Origin of the sequence: Roseovarius sp. MMSF_3350 (assembly GCF_030733425.1) — a bacterium.
In the GTDB taxonomy this organism is placed as follows: domain Bacteria; phylum Pseudomonadota; class Alphaproteobacteria; order Rhodobacterales; family Rhodobacteraceae; genus Roseovarius.
Map to the genome: position 1 here is coordinate 1 of NZ_JASHIZ010000013.1, position 20,943 is coordinate 20,943.

Below are 20,943 nucleotides of genomic sequence, written 5' to 3' on the forward strand. Positions count from 1 at the left end.
CGGCGCGGTGCTGGTGGACGTGGCCATCGACCAGGGCGGCTGCTTCGAGACCTCGAAGGCCACCACCCATGCCGACCGATCTATGACGTGGACGGGATCATGCATTACTGCGTCGCCAACATGCCGGGCGCCGTGGCGCGCACCTCGACGATTGCGCTGGGCAACGCGACGATGCCGTTCATGCTAGCGCTGGCCGACAAGGGCTGGAAACAGGCCTGTGCCGAGGATCCGCATCTGTTGAACGGTCTGAACGTCCATGCCGGGCAGCTGACCTATTTCGCCGTGGGCAAGGCGCTGGGGATCAACGTGATTTCGCCGCAGATGGTGGTGAAGGGTTAGGTTCTGAGCGCGAGGTCCCGGGTCAAGCCCGGGACGGGTGCTCTCTTCAATCCAACTGCCGTCCGCCGGGCCGGGGAAACCCGATATGACCAATCCGGACTTGTTTACGATTCTTTAGTGTGGGACTGTCACCTGTAAGAGCAGAAAACTAAAATCTTACAGGTTTCCCATGCAAAGCGCTGCCACGCTGCTGCAAGACGTCTTTGGATTCTCCGCCTTCCGCCCCGGGCAGGAAGAGATCGTGCAGACCGTCGCCGAAGGATCGAACACCCTTGCCATCATGCCCACCGGTGGCGGCAAATCCCTGTGTTATCAATTGCCTGCGCTGTTGCGCGACGGCGTGACCGTCGTCATCTCCCCCCTCATCGCGCTGATGCGCGATCAGGTGCGCGCCCTGCGCGCGGCGGGGGTTGAGGCCGGCGCACTCACCTCCGGCAATACCGAGGAAGAAACACAGGCCGTCTGGGACGCGCTCGATGAGGGCCGCCTGAAACTTCTCTATATCGCCCCCGAGCGCCTCGCCGCCGGGTCCGCCATGGGCATGTTGCGCCGCATCGGCGTCAGCCTCATCGCCGTGGACGAGGCCCACTGTGTCAGCCAGTGGGGCCACGACTTCCGCCCCGACTACCTGCGCATCGGGGAGCTGCGCCGCGCCCTCGACGTGCCGCTTGCCGCCTTCACGGCCACCGCCGATGCGGAAACACGGGCCGAAATCGTCGAGAAACTGTTCGAAGGCCAGCAACCGCAAACCTTTCTGCGCGGCTTCGACCGGCCGAACATCACCCTCGCCTTCTCGGCCAAGGACAGCCCGCGGCAGCAGATCCTGAGCTTTGCCGCCGCCCGCAAGGGTCAGTCCGGCATCGTCTACTGCGGCACCCGCGCCAAGACCGAGACGCTTGCGAAAGCCCTGCGCGAAGACGGCCATTCGGCCTGCCACTATCACGGCGGCATGGACCCCGACGACCGCCGCCATGTCGAACACCGCTTCAGCACCGAGGACGGGCTGGTGGTCGTCGCCACCATTGCTTTCGGCATGGGCGTGGACAAGCCCGACATCCGCTGGGTCGCCCATGCCGACCTGCCGAAGTCGATCGAGGCCTACTACCAAGAAATCGGCCGCGCGGGCCGCGACGGCGCCCCCGCCGACACGCTCACGCTCTTCGGCCCCGACGACATCCGCCTGCGCCGGTCCCAGATCGACGAAGGCCTCGCCCCGCCCGAACGCCGCGCCGCCGATCACGCCCGTCTCAACGCCCTGCTGGGCCTGGCCGAAACCCACGCCTGCCGGCGTCAGGCCCTGCTGCGCTATTTCGGCGAGAACCCGGCCCCGTGCGACAATTGCGACACCTGCGCCACGCCGCCCGAAACCTTCGACGGCACGCAGGACGTGCGCAAGGCGCTCTCGGCCATCCTGCGCACCGAGGAATTCTTCGGCGCGGGCCACCTGATCGACATCCTGACCGGCAACGAGACCGACAAGATCCGGGCGCGCGGCCATGACGGGCTGCCGACCTTCGGCGTGGGCCGCGACACCGACCGCCGCACCTGGCAGGGCATCTTCCGCCAGATGATGGGGTGCGATCTCATCCGCCCGGACCCCGAGCGCCACGGCGCCCTGCGCATGACCGAACGGGCCATCCCCATCCTTAAGGGCGAGCAGGAGATCACCCTGCGCCGCGACACCCTCGCGCCCAAGTCCCGCCGCCCCGCCGCCAAGACGCTGGTGGCCGAGGAAGACGCGCCGCTGCTGTCCGCGCTCAAGGCCAAGCGCCGCGCGCTGGCCGAGGCTGCCAAGATGCCCGCCTACATCGTCTTCAACGACCGCACCCTGATCGAGATGGCCGAAACCCGGCCCCGCACGCTGGACGACATGGCGCGCATCTCGGGCGTCGGCTCCAAGAAGCTGGAACAGTACGGCGCGGCCTTCCTCGAGGTCATCAACGGCGAGGCCGAGGTGATGCACCCCACTCGCCGCAAACTTGCAGGCCGCGAAACCGGCACGGTCTATGACCGACTGCTGGAGGTTCAGGCCAACCTCGCCCGCGGCGAAGACGGCATCGACAAGCCGCTGTCCTGCTCCGCCAGCCTTCTGGCCCGTGTCGCGGCCTCGAAACCCCGCGACCTCGGCGACCTCGAACGCCTGCTGGGCGACAAAAGGACCGAGCGTTTCGGCCCGGCCTTTCTGGACGTTCTGCACGCGGCGGACTGAGGTGTTTCGAGGACAACATGACCAGAGTATCGCCAATGTCCCGAGAACGCCGAAGGCGTGACAGGGTATTGGCGATTCCATTTTTCCTCGAAACGCCCTAGATCAGCCCGAACACGGAACCAGCCAAGGGTCACATATGCTCGTCGTCGTCTCGCCTGCCAAGAAAATGGACATGTCCCCGGCCGAGGGGATCCATCCCACCGGCCCGGCCTTCGCCAAGGACGCCCACGCCTTGGCCGACGTGGCCCGCGACTTGTCCCAGAGCGATCTGAAGAAACTCATGGGCATTTCCGACGACCTTGCCAGGCTCAACGCCGAGCGGTTCAGCAATTTCGGCTCTCAGGACAAAAAGCCCGCCGCCCTGGCCTTCGCCGGCGACACCTACCAGGGACTCGAGGCCGGCTCGCTGGATGCGGATGAACTCGACTGGGCGCAGGATCACCTGCGCATCCTCTCGGGCCTCTACGGCCTTTTGCGCCCCTTGGACAATATCGAACCCTACCGGCTCGAGATGGGCAGCCGCCTCAAGACAGAGCGCGGAAAATCGCTTTACGATTACTGGGGCGACCGGCTGTCAAAGGCTCTGAACCGGCAGGCGAAAGAGACCGGAAGCAAGACCCTCGTCAACTGCGCCAGCCAGGAATATTTCGGCGCCGTCGACCGCGACGCGCTCAAGCTGCGGGTCATCACCCCCACATTTCTCGACACCAAGAATGGCGAGGCCAAGGTCATCAGCTTCTTCGCCAAGAAAGCCCGCGGCGCCATGGCCCGCTTCATCGTCCAGAACCGCCTGACCGATCCCGAAAGCCTGAAGGATTTCGATAGCGGCGGCTATCGCTACGACGCTGCGCGCTCGACCGGGGACGAACCGGCGTTCATCCGCGACGAACAGTAGACCCGCCCGACGGTGCGCATCACTCGTAGCTGCGCAGATCCTCGATCACCTTGCCATCGTTCGGCAGACTGCCCCGCGCCACCACCTCGATCTTGCCCTTCAGCTTCAGCACGTCGCTGACCGTCGCCGCATAGGCCTCGGGCGCGCCGCCATCGGCCTCGATCTGTACGGTCATCACGTCCATCTCGCCCTCGCGGCTGGCCACCACGCGGGCGCGAGCGATCTCGGCATGCTTGGCCACCAGCGCGGCCACCTGCTCGGGACGCACGAACATGCCCTTTATCTTGGTGGTCTGGTCCGCGCGCCCCATCCAGCCCTTGATGCGCATGTTGGTCCGCCCGCAGGGGCTTTCTCCCTCCATCACCGCGCTCAGGTCGCCCGTGGCGAACCGGATCAGCGGATAATCCGGGTTGAGCGTGGTTACCACGACCTCGCCCACTTCGCCGGGTGCCACCGGGGTGCCGGTACCGGGCGTCACGATCTCCACGATCACGCCCTCGTCGACGATCATCCCCTCCTGCGCCGGGCTCTCATAGGCGATGTTGCCCAGATCGGCGGTGGCATAGCATTGCAGGCATCGAATGCCGCGATCCGCATATTCCTGCCGCAGCGACGGAAACAGCGCCCCGCCCCCGACAGCGGCCTTGGTGATCTTCAGCGCCAGCCCCATCTCGTCCGCCTTGTCCAGGATCACCTTCAGGTAATCCGGCGTGCCGGCATAGGCCGTGGTCCCGATGTCATGCGCGGCCTGCACCTGCAACTCGGTCTGGCCGGTCCCGGCGGGCAGCACCGTGGCCCCGACCGCGCGGGCGCCGTTCTCGAACATCATGCCCGCCGGCGTCAGGTGATAGCCGAAGCAGTTCTGCACGATATCGCCCGCACCGATCCCGCAGGCATGCAGGAACCGGCCCATCCGCCACCAGTCGGTTCCGGCGCCACCCGGCTCGTAGATCGGCCCGGGGCTCTGAAACACGTGCGCAAAGCCCGAGGCCGGCCCCGCCGTCAGCCCGCCAAAGGGCGGCGCCGCCTTCTGGGCCTGCCCCAGGTCCGCCTTGCGCAGCACCGGCAAACCCGCCAGGTCGGCCACGCTCTTGATGTCGTCCGGGATCACGCCGCGCAGTGTATCGCCATAGCCCGGCAACGCCTGCGCCCGCCGCACCTGCGCCGCCAGCGCTTCGGCGATGGCCGCCGCCCGCGCATCGGGATTCCGCGTCTCAAGATCGTCGTAAAACTGGCTCATCTCTTTGCTCTCCACCGGCCCTTGCCTGCCATTGCGACCCTGTCTCTCAGCTCAGCCACCGCTTTCGCCGGCGATAGCTGCGCACGTCGCGGAAAGACTTGCGCCCCTCGTCCGACATGCCGAGGTAGAATTCCTTCACATCCGGGTTCTCGCGAAGCTCCTTCGCGGGCCCGTCCATCACCACGCGGCCGGATTCCAGGATGTAGCCATACTGCGCGAACCGCAGCGCCACGTTCGTGTTCTGCTCGGCCAGCAGGAAGGTATAGCCCTCCTCCTCGTTCAGTGATTTCACGATGCCGAAGATCTGCTCCACCAGCTGCGGCGCCAGCCCCATGCTGGGCTCGTCCAGCAGGATCGTCTCGGGCCGCGACATCAGCGCGCGCCCGATGGCGCACATCTGCTGCTCCCCGCCGGACGTGTATCCCGCCTGGCTCCGCCGCCGCTCCTTCAGCCGTGGAAAATATTCGTACACAAGGTCCAGATCCTTCTCGATCTCGCCCTTGCTCGACCCGCGCGTATAGGCCCCGGTCAGCAGGTTTTCCTCGACCGTCAGGTGCTCGAAGCAATGGCGCCCCTCCATCACCTGGATCACGCCCTTCTTCACAAGTTCCGACGGCACCAGATCCTGCACCCGCTCGCCGCGGTAGCGGATATTGCCCTTCGTCACCTCGCCCCGCTCCGACTTGAGCAGGTTGGAAATCGCCTTCAGCGTGGTGGTCTTGCCAGCCCCGTTGCCGCCCAAGAGCGCGGTGATCCCGCCCTTGGGCACGCTCAGGCTCACGCCCTTCAACACGAGGATCACGTGGTTGTAGATCACCTCGATATTGTTCACCTCAAGCAGGTTTTCCTGCGTCTCGACGGCGGCCTCGGCCATGGCTCAACTCTCCCGCGCTCACCCCGGGGCACATGCGCGCCCCCGGCTTTCACTGTTCTTCAAATACTCAAAATGCCCCGGCCGCCACCGCGTGCAGCGGCCGGGGAAGTAGCGCCCGATCAGCAGCCCGGCTCGATGCCGGTCTCCTCGGCAAAGGCAGCCGCATCCTCTTCAACCAGCGGCTGGATGATCTCCTGGTCCGATTGGTAGTACTCGGTGATCAGGTCGAACTCGCCGGTCTCGGCGTTCCACTGCGACACCGCGCCAAAACCGTTGCCGCCGTGGTTCTCGCACGACACCTTGAACTCGGGGCCGAAGTTCGGAAGGCCAAGCGCGGCCATCTTTTCCTCGGTCATTTCCAGGTTCTCCATGCCGTCGCGCATTTGGGCCGCGTTGATCGCGGAGGTGCCATGCATCTCCTGCGCGGTCTTGATCGCCTCGGCGGCCAGCATCGCGGCATACATGCCCCGGTTATACAGGACCGAGCCGATCTGGTCGCCCGCACCCGCGGCGTTGCCGGTATCCACCACATGCGTCTGGATATCGTCATAGACCGGGTAATCCGACCCGAGGTTGTGGAAGGTCAGCGCCTTGTAACCATCGGCGCCAGCCCCGGCGGACTTCACGTCGTTCTCCGAGCCGGACCACCAGATGCCGATGAAGTTCTCCATCGGGAACCGGATGTTCACGGCTTCCTGGATCGCGACCTGGTTCATCACGCCCCAGCCCCACATGATCACGTAGTCCGGGCGCTGCTGGCGCACCTGCAGCCACTGTGACTTCTGCTCTTGGCCGGGGTGATCCACCGGCAGCAGCATCAGCTCGTAACCATGCTTCTCGGCCAGCTTCTCCAGCGTCCGGATCGGCTCCTTGCCATAGGCCGAGTTGTGATAGACCAGCGCCACCTTCTTGCCGCTCAGGTCGCCGTCATTCTGCTCTGCCAGGTGCGTGATCGCGAGGCTGGCGCCGTCCCAGTAGTTGGCGGGATAGTTGAACACCCACTTGAACACCTCGCCGGCCTTCGCGCTGGTGCGGCCATAGCCCATCGTGTGAAGCGGGATGCCGTCGGCCGTGGCCTTCGGGATCAGCTGATAGGTGATGCCGGTGGAAAGCGGCTGATACACCAGAGAGCCTTCGCCCTTGGTGGCCTCGTAGCATTCCACGCCCTTCTCTGTGTTGTACCCGGTCTCGCATTCGATCAAGTTGATCATCTCGCCGCCGATGCCGCCGTCACGCTGGTTCAGCAGGGTGAAATAATCCTGGTAGCCATCCGAGAACGGGATGCCGTTCGCCGCATAGGGCCCGGTGCGATAGCTGGTGTCGACGATGGTCAGTTCCGCAAGCGCGGGGCTCGCCACCATCGCCACAGCCGCAATCGCTGTCAGCAGTCTCTGTTTCATCGGTTTGTTCCTCCCTTGGTATGTCCGATGTCTCTTAATGGGCGCGAGCGCCCAACCCGTAGGGCGGGATTTCATCCCGCCATGCCGCCCCCTAATGCGGGAAGGGCCACAGTCTCAGTTTCTCCTTGGCCACCCGCCACAGCTGTGCCAGCCCGTGCGGCTCGGCCACCAGGAATATCACGATCAGCCCGCCCACGATGATGAACTCGAAATGCGCCGCCAGGTCGGTGGGCCAGCCCAAGCCCCCCACCAGCACGTTCTTCAGCAGCACCGGCAACAGCACCAGGAACGCCGCCCCGGCGAACGAGCCGAAGATCGACCCAAGCCCGCCGATGATCACCATGAACAGCACCAGGAACGACTTGTTGATGCCGAACACCTCGCCCACTTCCACGGCGCCCAGGTAGACGGCAAAGAACAGCGCCCCCGCGATGCCGACGAAAAAGCCCGACACGGCAAAGGCGCTCAGCTTGGCCTTCAGCGGGTTCACCCCGATGATCTCGGCGGCAATGTCCATGTCCCGGATGGCCATCCACTGCCGCCCCTGCATCCCCCGCGTCAGGTTCCGCGCCACCAGCGCGCAGACCACGGTGAACACCAGGCAGAAAAGATACGCGGCCCAGGGCGCGGTCTCGGCCCCCGTGATCGGCACACCCAGCACCGTGCGCTCCGGCGCGTTGATCTGGCCCGAGGCCGAGTAGTTGTAGAACCATCCCACCCGGTTGAAGAGCCACACGAGGAAAAACTGCGCCGCCAGCGTCGCCACCGCCAGGTAGAACCCCTTGATCCGCAAGCTGGGCAGGCCAAAGAGAACACAGACCCCCGCCGTGATCCCGCCCGAGATGATCACGTGGAAAAAGATGTTCACCTCGGGGAACCCGGTCATCAGCTTGTAACAGGCATAGGCCCCCACGGCCATGAACCCCCCGGTGCCAAGGCTGACCTGCCCGCAATAGCCCACCAGGATGTTCAGCCCGATCGCGGCAATCGAATAGATCAGGAACGGCAGGAAGACCGCGTTCACCCAGTAGTCGTTGATCACGAAGGGTACGACGGCAAAGGCCACCAGCAACACCGCGTAATAGCGGAACCTGTCGAACTTGATCGGAAAGGTCTGGCTGTCCGCCACGTAGGACGTCTTGAAATCGCCCGCCTCACGATAAAACATCAGATCTCTCCTTCACCAAAGTCACCTGCGCCCATCGAAGATCCCGGGCGGGCGGGTGCCGTGGCCCGCAGGGACACGCGGTCGCCCGACCGCGACCTTTCAAACCAGTTCCGCATCGTCATCCTCCCGCTGGACCACCCGGTTCGCGGGCCGGGCATAGCCCGTCTCTTCCGCGTGCCGCACCAGCCAGAAATAGGCCAGCATCCCCGTGCCGCCGCCCAGCGCGGCCAGCATCGCGGCCACCACCATCTGGCCGCTCTGATCCACGCTCGAGGTCAGCGCCAGGTACCCGAAGGCCCAGAACCCCGACCAGGCGACGACATTCAGAATCGCGATCAACTGTCTCATGTCCCGGTCTCTCCCTCGAACTCGGTCGCATCGCCGGGCCAGTCGTCGCCCTGCGGCCCCACCAGGCAGAACCGATGCCCGGTCGGCGCCTCCATCACGATCCAGCCGCGCAGCCGATCGACCTCCCGCGCGCCCAGCGCCGTCAACCGCGCACATTCCGCCTCCTGGTCGTCGGTCTCGATATCCAGATGCACGCGCGGTGCGTGATCCACGGCCTGCAACAGCACCTTGGGATGGCCCTCATGCCCGTCGAACTCGGTGTATTTCCCGCGCTCGTCGATCTTTCCATCCTTGCCCAGCGCCGCCGACCAGAACGCCGTCGCCTCCGACAGGTCGTCGGTCTGGCAATCAATGCAGACCACGCTGATGCGCGCCTTGTGGGTCATGCCTTGCCCTCCCCGGCCTTCAGCATGTCCGCCTTGAGCGCCGCGAACTTCGCCTGCGCCGCGCCCCAGCTTTCCTCGGCGCGCCCGGCCATGGAGATCTCCGCACCGCAATTGCCACAGGCAAAAGACGCCCCTGCCATCAGCGCCCGCGTCTCTATCGCGATGGGCGTGCCGCAATCCGGGCAGTCTATGCTCTGCTCAAGGCGCACCGCTCATACCCTCTCGATGATCTTCTCGCCAAAGAGGCCCTGCGGCCGGAACACCAGGAAGATCAGCGCCAGCACGTAGGCAAACCAGATCTCCGTCGCCCCGCCGAGGTAGGGCGCGCCGATGGCGAACTCGAACAGCTTCTCGCCCACGCCGATCAGCAGCCCTCCCACGATGGCGCCGGGGATCGAGGTGAAGCCCCCCAGCATCAGCACCGGCAACGCCTTCAGCGCGATCAGGCTCAGCGAGAACTGCACGCCCGACTTGGTGCCCCACATGATCCCCGCCACCAGCGCGACGAACCCCGCCAGCGACCAGACCATCACCCAGATGAAGTTCAGCGAAATCCCCACCGACAGCGCCGCCTGGTGATCGTCCGCCACCGCCCGCATCGCGCGCCCCTGCTTGGTGTATTGCGCGAAGACGATCAGCGTGAAGACCAGCGCGGCCGCAATCACCGTCGCCACGATATCCAGGTTGTCGATGAAAAAGCCGTAACCGAACCAGCCCGCCGTGGTCGTGTCGATCACCTCGTTGATCCCCTGTGGCAGGCCCACGTCCATCGTCTTGATGTCCGACCCCCACATCATGTCCCCGAACCCTTCGAGGAAATAGGCAAGCCCGATCGTGGCCATGAACAGGATGATCGGCTCCTGGTTCACCAGGTGCTTGAAGATCAGCACATTCACCACCCAGGCCAGCGCGACCATCACCACCATCGTCAGCAGGATCGCCGCCAGCGCCGGCACGTGCCAGCCGAAATGGTGTACCTCCGTGCCGAAGATCGCGTTGATCAGGTGCGAAAACGGCACCTGCCCTTCCATGATCCCCACCAGCGTCAGCGCCGCGAAGAGCGCCATGACACCTTGGGCGTAGTTGAAGATGCCGCTGGCCTTGTAGATCAGCACGAAGCCCAGCGCCACCAGCGCATAAAGCACCCCGGCCATCAGGCCGTTCAGGAACACTTCCATCCCGAAAATCAGCTGATCAGGCATCACGAACCTCCTTCGCATTCCCGCCCCGGACCAGATCCGGGGCCTCCCGGCCACCGAGGTCCCGGCTCAAGGCCGGGACGGGGCGCCGCCCCGCATCAATCACGCGCCTTTGGCGGGTAAAAACCCAAGCTACGCGCCCCACATCAATCATGCGCCACCCCCAGGTAGGCGTCGATCACCGCCTGGTTGCTGCGCACCTCGTCGGGCGTTCCATCCCCGATCTTCTTGCCGTAATCCATCACCACGACACGGTCGGACAAATCCATCACCACCCCCATGTCATGCTCGATGAGCACGATGGTGGTCCCGAACTCGTCATTCACATCAAGGACAAAGCGGCTCATGTCCTCTTTCTCCTCGACATTCATCCCCGCCATCGGCTCGTCCAGGAGCAGGATCGACGGCTCGGCCGCCAGCGCCCGCGCCAGTTCCACCCGCTTCTTCAAGCCGTAGGGCAGCCGCCCCACCGGTGTCTTGCGGATGTGCTGGATCTCCAGAAAGTCGATGATCCGCTCCACGAAGGCCCGGTTCTCGACCTCCTCGCGCTCGGCCTTGCCCTTCCACAGCGACTGCGCCAGCAGCCCCGATTTCATCTGCCGGATGCGCCCCGTCATCACGTTGTCCAGCACGCTCATCCCCTCGAAGAGGGCGATGTTCTGGAACGTCCGCGCAATCCCCTGCTGCGCCACTTGGTAGGGCTTCATCTGCGGGCGCTTTTCGCCCTTGTACCAAACCTCGCCTTCCTGCGGATTGTAGAAGCCGGAAATCACGTTCAGCATCGAGGATTTGCCCGCGCCATTGGGCCCGATGATCGCCCGGATCTCGCCCTCGCGCACGTCAAAGCTGATATCCTGGATCGCCACCACCCCGCCGAACCGCAGCGTGATGTTCTTCATCTCCATCACCACGCCGCCAATCTTGCGGCCGTCTTCGGTGGTGTATCCTTCGGTCTGATCCAGCATCAAAACTCTCCCAACGCCAAACTGGATGGCGGGCGGGGCGACAGCGAAGCTGAGCGTCGTCCCGTCATTCCGCCGCCACCTTTTCCTGCGCCACCGGCACCACCTGCGCCTCCACGATCTTCAGCGTGGCCGAGATGCTGCCCTTGCGCCCATCCTCGTAGGTGACTTCCGTCGTGGTGAACTTCTCCTCCGACCCGTCGTAGAGCGCCCCAAGCAACTCCTCGAACTTCTCCGAGATCACCCCCCGCCGCACCTTCCGCGTCCGGGTCATCTCGCCGTCATCCGCATCCAGCTCCTTGTGGAGCACCAGAAAGCGGTGCACCTGGCAATGCGCCAGCATCGGGTCCTCGGCCAGGCTCCGGTTCACCTCTTCCACGTGTTCCTTCACCGTCTCCAGCACCCTCGGATGCCCCGCCAGTTCCTGGTAGGAGGCATAGCCGATATTGTTCCGCTCGGCCCAGTTGCCCACGGCATTGAGGTCGATGTTGATAAAGGCCGTGCACTGCTCCCGCTGGTTACCGAACACCACGGCCTCCAGGATGTTGGGATAGAATTTCAGCTTGTTTTCCACGTATTTGGGCGCAAACAGGCTGCCATCGGCCATCTTGCCCACATCCTTGGCCCGGTCGATGATCTTCAGATGCCCGGTCGCCTCGTCGATGAACCCGGCATCGCCCGTCGCGACCCAGCCCTCGGCATCCTTAGTGCTCGCCGTGCTTTCGGCATTCTTGTAATATTCCTCGAACACGCCATCGCCGCGATAGAACACCTCGCCGCTCTCGGCAATCTTCAGCTCCACCCCCGGCGCGGCCACGCCCACCGTATCGCTGTAAACCTCGCCGTCGGGCTGCAGCGTGATGAACACCGACGCCTCGGTCTGGCCGTAAAGCTGCTTCAGGTTGATGCCCAGGGAGCGATAGAAATCGAAAATCTCCGGCCCGATCGCCTCGCCCGCCGTATAGCCCACGCGCACGCGCCCCAACCCCAGCGTATCCTTCAAAGGCCCGTACACCAGCAGCCCGCCAAGCTTGTATTTCAGCCGGTCCCAGCCGCTGACGCTCTTGCCGTCCAGGATGGCCGGTCCCACCTTCCGCGCATGCGCCATGAAGGTGTGGAACAGCCATTGCTTCATCCGGCTGGCATCCTCCATCCGGATCATCACGTTGGTCAGCTGGCCCTCGAACACCCGCGGCGGCGCGAAATAATACGTCGGACCGATCTCGCGCAGGTTCACCTGCATCGTATCCGGGCTTTCGGGGCAGTTCACGCAGAACCCGCACCAATAGGCCTGCCCGATGGAAAAGATGAAGTCCCCCACCCACGCCATCGGCAGGTAGGCCAGCACTTCCTCGTTGCGCGTCAGGTGATCGAACTCGGACGATGATTTCGACGCCTCGATGATGTTGCGGTTGGACAGCACCACGCCCTTGGGCTTGCCGGTCGTGCCCGAGGTGTACAGCATCACGCAGGTGCTGTCGTAATCCAACGCGTCCCGCCGCGCCGTCAGCTCGGACATCAGGCTGTCCTTCGCCGCACGCCCCTGCTCCTGGACTTGGGCAAACTGGTGCAGCTTGGAATGATCGTATTTCCTCAGCCCCCTTGGATCGACATAGATCATGTGCTCGAACTGGTGCAGGTCGTCCTGGATATCGATGATCTTGTCGACCTGCTCCTGGTCCTCGGCCACGGCAAACCGCGCGCCGCAATGGTCCAGCACATAGGCCATCTCGTCGCTGGCACTGTCCTGGTAGACCGGCACCGGGATCGCGCCCACCGATTGCGCGGCGACCATCGACCAGTAGAAATAGGGCCGGTTGCGCCCGATGATGGCAATGAAGTCGCCCTTGTCGACGCCAAGGTTCAGCAGGCCCAGGGCCAGCGCCTCGATTTCCTGCTCGGCCTCGGCCCAGGTCCAGCTTTGCCAGATCCCGTATTCCTTTTCCCGGTATGCGGGCCTGGCTCCGAACTGCGCGGCATTGCGCTGCAAAAGGGCCGGAATGGACGAAAGCCCATCCGCGCCTCTCGACGACTGTGCCAAATTGTGTCCTCCCTTTGTCCGCTCTCTCCCGCGAACAGATCGCTCCCCCTGGGGACGATTCTTGATCCTCCATAGAGTGCGCAGCCGACGCTGATCGTCAACTTTTTCCTGATCTTTGCCCAATCCTTACGAATTGTAACAGACGCCACGTAATGCACCGGAGCCGCGCGATCGCCAGACCGCGGGCTGACGACCTGACGGTGTTTCGCAGCAGTTTATCCATGCCAAATCCGCAAAACCTCCAATCGAAGCGCCCATTCCCGCCAATCGCCAGCCCGTCGCACCGCAGGTGCGCCGTCCACAGTCGGCACGCCTCAGGCGTGACGGGCGGTCCCCCTTTCGGCGATTGCAGGCAATCGCCTTTCGGTCAGCGGGCGATTGCGCGCGGCCCGCGGCCTTGATTCCGCGCGCCACACCGCCCCACGTCATCCCGGACCTGATCCGGGCTCTCCTGCTCCGGCATGCCCACCACCCTTGACATACCCGCCATTTCCCCGTCGATTGCCTCTCTCGCAAGAGGACCGCAACCATGACCAAACCACAGATGGATTTCTGGTTCGAATTCGCCTCGACCTATTCCTATCTCAGCGTCATGCGCCTGCCCGCCCGCTCGGCCGAGGCCGGGGTGGCCGTCCGCTGGCGCCCCTTCCTGCTCGGCCCGATTTTTGCATCGCAAGGCTGGGACACCTCGCCGTTCAAAATCTACGCCGCCAAGGGCAACTACATGTGGCGCGACATGGAGCGCCGCTGCGCCGCCCTCGGCCTCACGTTCAAGCGGTCCGACACGATGCCCCAGCACAGTGTGCTGGCCGCCCGCACGGCCCAGATCGCGCTCGAAACGCCGCAAGGCATCGCCTTTTGTCAGAACGTCTACCTCATGCAGTTCGCCGAAGGCATGAACATCGCCGACACCGACGTCATGGCCGCCTGCCTGTCGGCGGCCCGCCTGCCCGCGGACCTGTTGGAAAAGGCGCAGACCGACGCCAACAAGCACCGCCTGCGCGACACCACCGAAGAGGCGATGCGCCGCGGCCTCTTCGGTGCCCCCAGCTTCACCGTGGGCGACGAGCTTTTCTGGGGCGACGACCAGCTCGAGACCGCGCTGGCCTGGGCTGTGGAGCATGCCGCATGACCCCCCGCGACACCACGAGGATGACCACGGCGGGCCTCAACCTCATCCAGCAGGCCCTGACGATCTATGACGCCGATCTCGATCTCGCCGTCTGCAACCGGCGCTTTCAGGAGATGTTCGACCTTCCCGACCGGCTGGTCACCCCCGGCGCCCGTTTCGAGGATACGATCCGCTTTCTGGCCGAGCGCGGCGACTATGGCGAGGTGACCGACCTCGACCGCTTCGTCACCGACCGCGTGGAAATCGCCCGCGCGTTCGAGCCGCATTACATGGAACGCACCCGCGCCAACGGCCGCATCATCAGCGTCGAAGGTTCCCCCCTGCCGCAGGGCGGCTGGGTCACCGTCTATACCGACATCACCCGCACCAAGCAGCAGGAGGCGCTGCTCGCCGCCCGGTCCGAGGAACTGTCGGACCGACTGGTTACCTATTCCGACGATCTGGCGGCGGCCAACCGGCAACTTGAATCCACCATCACCGCGCTGGAGGAGGCCAAGCGCCAGGCGTCCGAGGCCGAAGCCCGCATGCGCCTGACGACCGAGATGGTGCCCGCGCATATCGCCCATGTCGGACCCGACCGGCGTTACACCTATTCCAACCGCCGCCTGTCGCTCATCATGCCGGGCAGCACCGCCGACCCGGTCGGCCTTGCCCCCGCCGAGGCGCTGGGGCCTGAGACCTTCGCCAATATCGCCCCACATCTCGACCGCGCCTTTGCCGGCGACGCGTCGGTCTTCGAGTTCACCCACGCGGCCAGCTCGCGCCGGATCCGCGTGGCGCTGACCCCCGATCCGGCCACCGGCGGAGTCTACATCCTGTCCATGGACATCACCGAAGAGGCCCAGACCCGCGCCGCCCTAGGCCAGCACCGCCGCCGCGAGATGGCCGCGCAACTGACCTCGGGGCTGGCGCATGACTTTTCAAATCTCCTGACCATCATCCTCGGAATGCAATCGCGCCTGCAATCCATGTCCCTGCCCGAAGAGGCCGCCGACCTGATCGCCGCCACCCTGGGCGCGGCGCGGCGCGGCGGCCGGCTGCTCGACCGCATCGCCGACATGACCGGCCCGCGCGAACATACCCCCGTGCCCACCGACCTGCCCGCCTTCCTGCACGATCTGGAACCGCTCGCCCGCTCCGTCCTGCCCGAGACGATCACCCTCGATATCCGGCCCACCGACGCGCCGCGCACCTGCCTGCTCGATCCCGGCATGTTGCAGGACTCGCTCATCAACCTGCTGCTCAACGCCCGCGACGCCATCGGTGGCGTGGCAAATGGGCCCGGCCGCATCACGCTTGCCGCGAGGGCGGTCCAGGACACCTGGCTCGACGTGACGGTCTCCGACACCGGTCCCGGCTTTTCCGATCACGTGCGCAGCCATGCGTTCGACCCGTTCTTCACCACCAAGGGCGGCGAGGGCTCGGGGCTGGGCCTTACCATGGTCTACAACATGACCAAGCTTGCCGGGGGGCGCGTCATGATCGAGAACACCGACAAAGGCGGCCAGGTCACGCTGCGCCTGCCGCTGCGCACCGCCGAAGCCGAGGATGCCCCCGGCTTCGTCCTTCTGGTCGAGGACAGCGCCGATTTGCGCGAAAGCATCCGCGCCATGCTGCGTGCCGACGGCCACCAGGTGATCGAGGCCGCAAGCGTTTCCGAGGCGCAGGCGCTGCTTCAGGGTCTGCCCGAGATCACCGCGATCCTGTCGGACATCACGCTCGAGGGCGAGGCAACGGGCCTTGACCTGCTCGACGCCCTGCCGTCATCGCACCCGCCGGCGGTGCTGATGACCTCCCTGCCGCCCACCGATCCGCTGCACGTCGCCGCCCTTGCCCGGACGCCCGTGCTGCGCAAGCCGTTCGATCCCGGCGCCCTGCGCACGGCCCTCGCCGCAAGGGCCGCCTCATGACCACCAAGGCGCCTCTTGTCACCGTCCTCGACGACGAACCGGCGATCCGCACCATGCTGGCACAGGCGCTGGAAGAGGCCGGCTTTCGCACCCTCACCTTTGCCCGCGCGACCGAGTTCGAGGCCGCGCTGCGCGTCAACTCTCCCGACATCTGCCTGGTGGACCTGTCCCTTCCCGACCGTGACGGGCTGACGCTGGTGCATCGGCTGGCGCTGGAACAGGGCGCGCGGGTCATCATCATCTCGGGCCGGGCCGAGGTGCAGGACCGCGTCACGGGGCTGGAACTGGGTGCCGACGACTATATCATCAAGCCCTTCGATCCGGCCGAGGTCGTGGCCCGCATCCGCGCCCGCCTGCGCCGCAATGCGCCCGCCTCGCAGACCGGCGACACCGCCCGCTTCGGGCTCTGGACCGCGCATTTCGACCGCTACGTGCTCGAGGACGAGACCGGGCAGGAGACCCCGTTTTCCCACGCCGAAGGCGAAGTGCTGCGCCTTTTCCTCGACCGCCCCAAGCGGCTGATCTCGCGCCAAGCGATGCAGGAGGCGCTCGGCGGCGCGGCCGGCGAAAGCTTCGACCGAGCCATGGACGTGCGCATCTCGCGCCTGCGCACCAAGCTGCGCGAAGACCCCAAGAATCCCCGTCTGATCAAGACGATCTACGGCGCCGGTTACATCTTCCTCGGAGATGTCAGCTGGGGTGGTAAACCGTGACGGTTTCAAGCTGCGCCTGATCCCGTCGCGCGCGCCTTGAACAGCCAACCACTTATTCCCGGCGGGACCCCTCCCGCCAAAGGCGCTAAACCTTCACCCTCTCCGATTTCGGATCGTACATCGGACGCAAGGACGCCGCGGCTTTCACCCGCGTTCCCGCCACATCGATCTCGTAGGTCGAGGCCAGCAGCTCTTCGGCGCTCTCCCCGGCGCACGGCACGTAACCCATACCGATCGCGCCGCCCAGATGGTGACCATACGCCCCCGAACTGAGGTACCCCACGATCTCGCCGTCCCGCAGGACAGGCTCGTTGTGATAGACCATCGGCTCGGGATCGGTCAGCCGAAACTGCACCAGCCGCTTCGCCAGCCCCGCCTGCTTCTTGCGCAGCACCGCATCGCGTCCGATGAAGTCGGGCTTGTCCGTCTTGACGGCAAAGCCCAGCCCGGCCTCCAGCACGTGATCCTCGCAGGTGATGTCATGCCCGAAATGCCTGAATCCCTTCTCGATCCGGCACGAATCCATCATGTGCATTCCGCACAGTTTCAGCCCGTGCTCCTGCCCGGCCTCGTAAAGCGTCTCGAACACGTGGCCTGCCACGTCGGCGCTCATATAAATCTCCCAGCCCAGCTCGCCGACGTAACTGACCCGGTGCACACGGGCGAGGCCCATGCCCAGCTCGATCTGTTGCGCCGTGCCGAACGGATTTGCCTCGTTGGAAAAATCATCCGGGCTGACAGCCTGCATCAGCTTGCGCGCATCCGGGCCCATCACGGCCAACACGCCCTCGCCTGCCGTCACATCGGTGATCACGACGCTGAACTCGCCCTTGTGCCGCGCCATCCACGTCTGGTCGGCCAGCCGCGTCGCGGCGGGCGTCACCACCAGGTACGCGGTCTCGCTCAGCCGCGTGACGGTCACGTCCGCTTCGATCCCGCCGCGGTCGTTCAGGAACTGCGTGTAAACGATTTTGCCATTCGGCACCGAATAGTCGCCGCCGCCGATATGGTTCAGAAACGCCTCCGCATCCGGCCCCTCGACCCGGATCTTGCCGAAACTCGACATGTCATACATGCCCACACCCGTGCGGATTGCCTGATGCTCGGCGGCGGCGTTCTCGAACCAGTTCTGCCGCCCCCAGCTATATCGGTACTCCCGCTCCTGGCCGCCCCCGGCGAACCAGTTCGCGCGTTCCCAGCCAGCAATTTCGCCCATCACCGCGCCGTGTTCCAGAAGGTGGTGATGGAACGGCGACCGCCGCACCCCCCGCGCCGTGCGTTTCTGCAGATAGGGGAAATGATCGGCGTAAAGCAGCCCCAGCGTTTCCTTTGAACGCTGGTAAAGATAATGCCGGTTTCCCTGGAAGGGCTGCATCCGGGAAATATCCACATCGCCCAGATCGAACGGCTTCTCGCCGCTGTCCATCCACTGGCTCAGCGCGTGACCCGCGCCCCCGGCACTCTGAATCCCGATCGAGTTGAACCCGGCGGCCACCCACACATTGTCCATCTCCGGGCAAAGCCCCAGGTGATAGGCGTCATCTGGCGTGAAACTCTCCGGCCCGTTGAAGAACGTGTGCACCCCCGCCTCCGCCAGCATCGGCATCCGGTGGCAGGCCGCTTCCAGGATCGGCTCGAAATGGTCGAAATCCTCGGGCAACTGGTCGAACTCGAAACTCTCGGGAATGCCCTGCATCCCCCACGGCTTGGCATTGGGCTCGAACGCGCCCAGCAGGATCTTGCCCGCGTCTTCCTTGTAATAGGCACACTCGTCCGGCACGCGCAGCACCGGCAACTGCCCCAGCCCGTCGATGCCTTCGGTCACGATATAGAAATGCTCGCAGGCATGCAGCGGCACGTTCACACCCGCCATGCGGCCCACCTCGTGGCCCCACATGCCCGCGCAGTTCACGATCATGTCGCAGGCGATATGCCCCGTCTCAACGCCATCGTCGGCGGCCCAGTCCACGCCCGTCACCCGGCGGCCCTCACGCGCGATGCCGGTGACCTTCACCCGCTCCTTGACCAGCGCCCCGTTCTGCCGCGCGCCCTTGGCCAGCGCCAGCGCGATATTGGCCGGGTCCGCCTGTCCGTCCTTGTCCAGATAGACCGCCCCGGTCACGTCGTTGGTGTTGAGATGCGGATAGCGTGTCTTGACCTCCGCCGCGCCGATCTCTTCCACGTCCACGCCAAAGGCCCGGGCCATCGCGGCCTGCCGGTAAATCTCCTCCCGCCGCTCGTCGGTCAGTGCCACGGTGATGGACCCGCAGCGCCGGAACCCGGTTGCGACCCCGGTCTCGGCCTCCAGGTTGCCGTAAAGCTCCTGGCTGTATTTCGCCAGCTTCGTCATGTTGGCACTGGCCCGCAGCTGCGCGATCAGGCCCGCGGCGTGCCATGTCGTGCCGCTGGTCAGCTGCTTGCGCTCCAGAAGCACCACGTCTTTCCAGCCCAGCTTGGCCAGGTGATAGGCCACCGAACAGCCCACCACACCGCCGCCGACAATGACCACGCGGGCGTGTCTCGGAAGATTACTCATCCCCTGTCTCCTTGAACGAGGCGTAAAGATTTTGCCACTGGTTGGTCATCGGCCCCACCGTGCGCCACTCGACGCGCAGCGTGTCGCGCTCGAAGTGGCGGTCGACCCAGTCCTCGACCGCCCTTGGCCGCGACATCGAGAAATTGCTTGCCCCGATCTGGAAGAGCGGCAGGTCGGCGTCGATCTCGCAGGACCGCCCGAACTCGTCCTTCGCCTGCACCTGAAGCCTGTAGCGATCCGGCGGCACATGGTTCAGCGACAGTTTCAGCACGTTGGTCGAGCCATAAGAGCCCTCCTGGATCGCCGCCGGCGCCTCCGGCACATCAGGCGTTCGGTCCCAGTCGAAATCGACCGTCACACCGTCCAGCGCGGCCCGGTCCCGGCTGGCCAGGTCGGCCTCCCTGATCGTCAGCCATTCCACGGTCAGCGCCGGTTCCAGCAGGTACGCCATGTCCGCGTCACCACTTTCGTCCGGTATCTCCTGCGGCCGCGCCGCGATCATGATGTTCAACTGAACCCCGTCGGTCTCCTGCTCCTGCTCGAAACTCTTCCACAGGATGAACTTCGCATGGCTCACCTCGAAATCCAGCCGGCCGAATTCCTTGCTTTCATAACGAAACCGCCCGCTTGCCGGGACCATGCCGGGGGGAAGCGTGCCGTCCGTCATCCCGTCACCTCTTTCATACGATCTCGTGTCCCGCCGCCTGCAGGCAGCGCGCGATCTCAGCGATATGCGCCGGCCCGATCTCGCAGCAGCCGCCGACGATGGTGGCCCCCTGCGCGACCCAGCCCATGACATATTCCGCGTATTCCAGCGGCCCCATGTCCTTGCGCTGCTCCAGCGCGTCCACGGTGGGCGCATCGCCCAGGAACCCTTCGCTGATTTCGGTGAACCCGTTGGCGTAGGCGCCGAAGGGCACGCCGAACCCCTTGATAATGTCCAGCGCGGCCCCGATCGCCTCGGGGCGCGAACAGTTCACCAGCACCGCGTCCGGCGCGTGCCGGCCCACCGTCTCGGCCAGCGCCCCGACCGGCTCGCCCGAGCGCAGGCGGGTGCCGTCGTGGTCCTCCACGCTCACCGCCAGCCACACCGGCAGGCCCTGCCCCGTGGCCGCCCGCAACGCGCCCTCGGCCTGGTCCACCGACGACATCGTCTCCAGCAGGAACAGGTCCACGTGATCCTTCATCAGCGCCACCGGTTCGGCATAGAGCTTCGCGGCCTCGGCGGCAGGCGGGCAGGTCTCGGGCTTGTAGGACTGCACCAGCGGTCCGATCGCGCCCGCCACACGGCCCTTGCCGCCACTCGCCGCCCGGGCCCGGCGCGCGGCCCGCACCGCCGTATCCGTCAGTTGCCCGACCCGGTCCTGCAACCCGATCCGCTCCAGCCGGTCGCGCAAGACCGCATAGGTGTTGGTCGTGGCCACCGTCGCGCCGGCGGCGAAGTAATCCAGGTGCACTTCGCCCACCAGCTTGGGATGGTCGATCATCACCTGCGTCGACCACAGCGGCGTCGCCCGGTCGCCCGACCGTTTCACCAGCTCCTGCCCGATCGAGCCGTCCAAAAGCGTTACCTGTGCCATCCCGTTCCTTT

The 20,943-nt window shown here is 65.3% G+C and carries 18 protein-coding genes and 1 pseudogene; 6 read left to right on the plus strand and 13 right to left on the minus strand.

Annotated features, from left to right (window positions below; genetic code table 11):
• From RBB31_RS13035 to yaaA, 3 genes and pseudogenes are all read left to right on the plus strand, one after another.
• Nucleotides 1-339: pseudogene (locus RBB31_RS13035) on the plus strand (alanine dehydrogenase); the annotation flags it as partial.
• 169 nt (nt 340-508) lie between these two features.
• The gene (gene recQ, locus RBB31_RS13040) at nt 509-2,548 is read left to right on the plus strand and encodes a DNA helicase RecQ (RefSeq protein WP_306129741.1); all 2,040 of its coding nucleotides are present in this window, start codon (nt 509-511) and stop codon (nt 2,546-2,548) included.
• Between the two features lie 136 nt (nt 2,549-2,684).
• A complete protein-coding gene (gene yaaA, locus RBB31_RS13045; protein WP_306129742.1) occupies nt 2,685-3,443 on the plus strand; it encodes a peroxide stress protein YaaA in 759 nt (252 codons plus the stop codon).
• A gap of 19 nt (nt 3,444-3,462) precedes the next feature.
• Here the strand turns inward: yaaA and RBB31_RS13050 are convergent, their stop codons facing one another.
• The 10 genes from RBB31_RS13050 to RBB31_RS13095 form a co-directional block, all read right to left on the minus strand.
• Nucleotides 3,463-4,683, minus strand: coding sequence for a phenylacetate--CoA ligase family protein (locus tag RBB31_RS13050; protein WP_306129743.1), 1,221 nt, complete (start codon nt 4,681-4,683; stop codon nt 3,463-3,465).
• A 46-nt stretch (nt 4,684-4,729) separates the two neighbouring features.
• Nucleotides 4,730-5,557, minus strand: coding sequence for an ABC transporter ATP-binding protein (locus RBB31_RS13055; RefSeq protein WP_103762880.1), 828 nt, complete (start codon nt 5,555-5,557; stop codon nt 4,730-4,732).
• Nucleotides 5,558-5,676: 119 nt separating this feature from the next.
• Entirely contained in the window at nt 5,677-6,957 is a 1,281-nt protein-coding gene (locus tag RBB31_RS13060) for an ABC transporter substrate-binding protein (protein WP_306129744.1), read from the minus strand.
• A 91-nt stretch (nt 6,958-7,048) separates the two neighbouring features.
• Nucleotides 7,049-8,125: a branched-chain amino acid ABC transporter permease gene (locus RBB31_RS13065; RefSeq protein ID WP_306129745.1), complete on the minus strand. Its 1,077-nt coding sequence runs from the start codon at nt 8,123-8,125 to the stop codon at nt 7,049-7,051.
• 99 nt (nt 8,126-8,224) lie between these two features.
• Nucleotides 8,225-8,473, minus strand: coding sequence for a hypothetical protein (locus tag RBB31_RS13070; RefSeq protein ID WP_306129746.1), 249 nt, complete (start codon nt 8,471-8,473; stop codon nt 8,225-8,227).
• The gene (locus tag RBB31_RS13075; RefSeq protein ID WP_306129747.1) at nt 8,470-8,859 is read right to left on the minus strand and encodes a VOC family protein; all 390 of its coding nucleotides are present in this window, start codon (nt 8,857-8,859) and stop codon (nt 8,470-8,472) included. Before RBB31_RS13075 ends, RBB31_RS13070 begins: the two co-directional genes overlap by 4 nt.
• The gene (locus RBB31_RS13080; protein WP_306129748.1) at nt 8,856-9,068 is read right to left on the minus strand and encodes a hypothetical protein; all 213 of its coding nucleotides are present in this window, start codon (nt 9,066-9,068) and stop codon (nt 8,856-8,858) included. The genes RBB31_RS13075 and RBB31_RS13080 overlap by 4 nt, the downstream gene beginning before the upstream one ends.
• Before the next feature lie 3 nt (nt 9,069-9,071).
• Nucleotides 9,072-10,061 (minus strand): branched-chain amino acid ABC transporter permease, encoded by a 990-nt coding sequence (locus RBB31_RS13085; RefSeq protein WP_306129749.1) that lies wholly within the window; start codon nt 10,059-10,061, stop codon nt 9,072-9,074.
• A 143-nt stretch (nt 10,062-10,204) separates the two neighbouring features.
• Nucleotides 10,205-11,023, minus strand: a complete 819-nt coding sequence (locus tag RBB31_RS13090; RefSeq protein ID WP_306129750.1) for an ABC transporter ATP-binding protein — start codon at nt 11,021-11,023, stop codon at nt 10,205-10,207.
• Between the two features lie 64 nt (nt 11,024-11,087).
• The gene (locus RBB31_RS13095; RefSeq protein WP_306129751.1) at nt 11,088-13,061 is read right to left on the minus strand and encodes an AMP-binding protein; all 1,974 of its coding nucleotides are present in this window, start codon (nt 13,059-13,061) and stop codon (nt 11,088-11,090) included.
• A gap of 529 nt (nt 13,062-13,590) precedes the next feature.
• Here RBB31_RS13095 and RBB31_RS13100 point away from each other — a divergent pair.
• The 3 genes from RBB31_RS13100 to RBB31_RS13110 are packed head-to-tail and all read left to right on the plus strand — an operon-like array spanning nt 13,591 to nt 16,816.
• A complete protein-coding gene (locus RBB31_RS13100) occupies nt 13,591-14,193 on the plus strand; it encodes a 2-hydroxychromene-2-carboxylate isomerase (protein ID WP_306129752.1) in 603 nt (200 codons plus the stop codon).
• Nucleotides 14,190-16,103: a PAS-domain containing protein gene (locus RBB31_RS13105; protein WP_306129753.1), complete on the plus strand. Its 1,914-nt coding sequence runs from the start codon at nt 14,190-14,192 to the stop codon at nt 16,101-16,103. Before RBB31_RS13100 ends, RBB31_RS13105 begins: the two co-directional genes overlap by 4 nt.
• Entirely contained in the window at nt 16,100-16,816 is a 717-nt protein-coding gene (locus RBB31_RS13110) for a response regulator transcription factor (RefSeq protein WP_306129754.1), read from the plus strand. Before RBB31_RS13105 ends, RBB31_RS13110 begins: the two co-directional genes overlap by 4 nt.
• 85 nt (nt 16,817-16,901) lie before the next feature.
• Here the strand turns inward: RBB31_RS13110 and RBB31_RS13115 are convergent, their stop codons facing one another.
• Genes RBB31_RS13115 through RBB31_RS13125 form a run of 3 tightly spaced genes read right to left on the minus strand, consistent with a single transcriptional unit; the run spans nt 16,902 to nt 20,932 of the window.
• Nucleotides 16,902-19,352: an FAD-dependent oxidoreductase gene (locus RBB31_RS13115; RefSeq protein ID WP_306129755.1), complete on the minus strand. Its 2,451-nt coding sequence runs from the start codon at nt 19,350-19,352 to the stop codon at nt 16,902-16,904.
• Nucleotides 19,345-20,019: a hypothetical protein gene (locus tag RBB31_RS13120; RefSeq protein WP_306129756.1), complete on the minus strand. Its 675-nt coding sequence runs from the start codon at nt 20,017-20,019 to the stop codon at nt 19,345-19,347. The genes RBB31_RS13115 and RBB31_RS13120 overlap by 8 nt, the downstream gene beginning before the upstream one ends.
• 13 nt (nt 20,020-20,032) lie before the next feature.
• Nucleotides 20,033-20,932 (minus strand): homocysteine S-methyltransferase family protein, encoded by a 900-nt coding sequence (locus RBB31_RS13125; RefSeq protein WP_306129757.1) that lies wholly within the window; start codon nt 20,930-20,932, stop codon nt 20,033-20,035.
• Nucleotides 20,933-20,943: the final 11 nt, after the last annotated feature.

Bases quoted from the DNA above. Each gene is read 5' to 3' on its own strand.
- recQ (WP_306129741.1), top strand. From the start codon at position 509: ATGCAAAGCGCTGCCACGCTGCTGCAAGACGTCTTTGGATTCTCCGCC.
- yaaA (WP_306129742.1), top strand. From the start codon at position 2,685: ATGCTCGTCGTCGTCTCGCCTGCCAAGAAAATGGACATGTCCCCGGCC.
- RBB31_RS13050 (WP_306129743.1), bottom strand. From the start codon at position 4,683: ATGAGCCAGTTTTACGACGATCTTGAGACGCGGAATCCCGATGCGCGG.
- RBB31_RS13055 (WP_103762880.1), bottom strand. From the start codon at position 5,557: ATGGCCGAGGCCGCCGTCGAGACGCAGGAAAACCTGCTTGAGGTGAAC.
- RBB31_RS13060 (WP_306129744.1), bottom strand. From the start codon at position 6,957: ATGAAACAGAGACTGCTGACAGCGATTGCGGCTGTGGCGATGGTGGCG.
- RBB31_RS13065 (WP_306129745.1), bottom strand. From the start codon at position 8,125: ATGTTTTATCGTGAGGCGGGCGATTTCAAGACGTCCTACGTGGCGGAC.
- RBB31_RS13070 (WP_306129746.1), bottom strand. From the start codon at position 8,473: ATGAGACAGTTGATCGCGATTCTGAATGTCGTCGCCTGGTCGGGGTTC.
- RBB31_RS13075 (WP_306129747.1), bottom strand. From the start codon at position 8,859: ATGACCCACAAGGCGCGCATCAGCGTGGTCTGCATTGATTGCCAGACC.
- RBB31_RS13085 (WP_306129749.1), bottom strand. From the start codon at position 10,061: ATGCCTGATCAGCTGATTTTCGGGATGGAAGTGTTCCTGAACGGCCTG.
- RBB31_RS13090 (WP_306129750.1), bottom strand. From the start codon at position 11,023: ATGCTGGATCAGACCGAAGGATACACCACCGAAGACGGCCGCAAGATT.
- RBB31_RS13100 (WP_306129752.1), top strand. From the start codon at position 13,591: ATGACCAAACCACAGATGGATTTCTGGTTCGAATTCGCCTCGACCTAT.
- RBB31_RS13105 (WP_306129753.1), top strand. From the start codon at position 14,190: ATGACCCCCCGCGACACCACGAGGATGACCACGGCGGGCCTCAACCTC.
- RBB31_RS13110 (WP_306129754.1), top strand. From the start codon at position 16,100: ATGACCACCAAGGCGCCTCTTGTCACCGTCCTCGACGACGAACCGGCG.
- RBB31_RS13115 (WP_306129755.1), bottom strand. From the start codon at position 19,352: ATGAGTAATCTTCCGAGACACGCCCGCGTGGTCATTGTCGGCGGCGGT.
- RBB31_RS13120 (WP_306129756.1), bottom strand. From the start codon at position 20,019: ATGACGGACGGCACGCTTCCCCCCGGCATGGTCCCGGCAAGCGGGCGG.
- RBB31_RS13125 (WP_306129757.1), bottom strand. From the start codon at position 20,932: ATGGCACAGGTAACGCTTTTGGACGGCTCGATCGGGCAGGAGCTGGTG.